This window comes from Sphingobacterium sp. UBA5670, assembly GCF_002420705.1.
Lineage (GTDB): Bacteria > Bacteroidota > Bacteroidia > Sphingobacteriales > Sphingobacteriaceae > Sphingobacterium.
The window spans coordinates 9,767-10,590 of the sequence record NZ_DIIM01000015.1 but is presented as its reverse complement, the minus strand read 5'-3'; the positions used below and the strand labels follow the sequence as shown (position 1 = coordinate 10,590).

The 824-nt window shown below is 30.1% G+C and carries 1 protein-coding gene; it reads left to right on the top strand.

Going from position 1 to position 824, the window contains the following annotated elements:
* Window positions 1-85 precede the first annotated feature (85 nt).
* Window positions 86-790: a hypothetical protein gene (locus B3C94_RS12855; protein WP_293904238.1), complete on the top strand. Its 705-nt coding sequence runs from the start codon at window positions 86-88 to the stop codon at window positions 788-790.
* The last annotated feature ends 34 nt before the right edge of the window (window positions 791-824 follow it).

Below are 824 nucleotides of genomic sequence, written 5' to 3'. Positions count from 1 at the left end.
GAACAGTATAAACTGATGAAGTATTTTATGAATAATCACGAACGAATGCTATCCGAATTGGGATTCGACTTTTAGATCAAACTAAATGGAAGACAAAAATAAATGCAAAGAACTCATTGGGAAAATATATGTTTTATATATCAAAAGTAAAGTTGCACTGGCCGAAGCACATTTAACGAGAAGTCCGAAACTCTATTTTGAAAAATTCAACACCAAAAATGATCCCGAAATTAATATCGAAATATTAGATTATTTGGTCACTAGAGAATCTCCAGTTTATGCAGAACTTTCAAGAAAATGCTGGGTGCTATTTGTCCTCGAAATAACCAAAATATTATCAAAATCCAAAGGAGAAAAATTTGGGATTGGAAAGCTATACAATAAGCTTGTAAACAAAGAATTTAAAGAAAATATTTCGCTGGATTGTTTTATTGAAGTTTTATCTGTAATCAATAATAATGATCAAGATTCAACACTTAATAAGTTAAAATTGTTACGTGATAAATTTTATGCCCATACCGACGACGCAATCAATATACTGACACAAGATTTATTTCCTACTTACAACGAGGTATGGGAATTAATGGATATTATAGAACGATTCTTGGTGTCAATCTACTCGGAATACGACGCTGGTATAGATTTAAGAATTGATAGATTTCTGACTAAGTATACAAGAGAACTTGAAAAGACCTACAAATATTTTCAAAATACAACGGATATCGCTGATACCTACCGCTTAGAAAGATATTTCAGTAAATTAGAAGTTGAGACTTTTAGAAAAAAATAGCTTCTGTATAGAATTATATATTTTCCAAATTAAT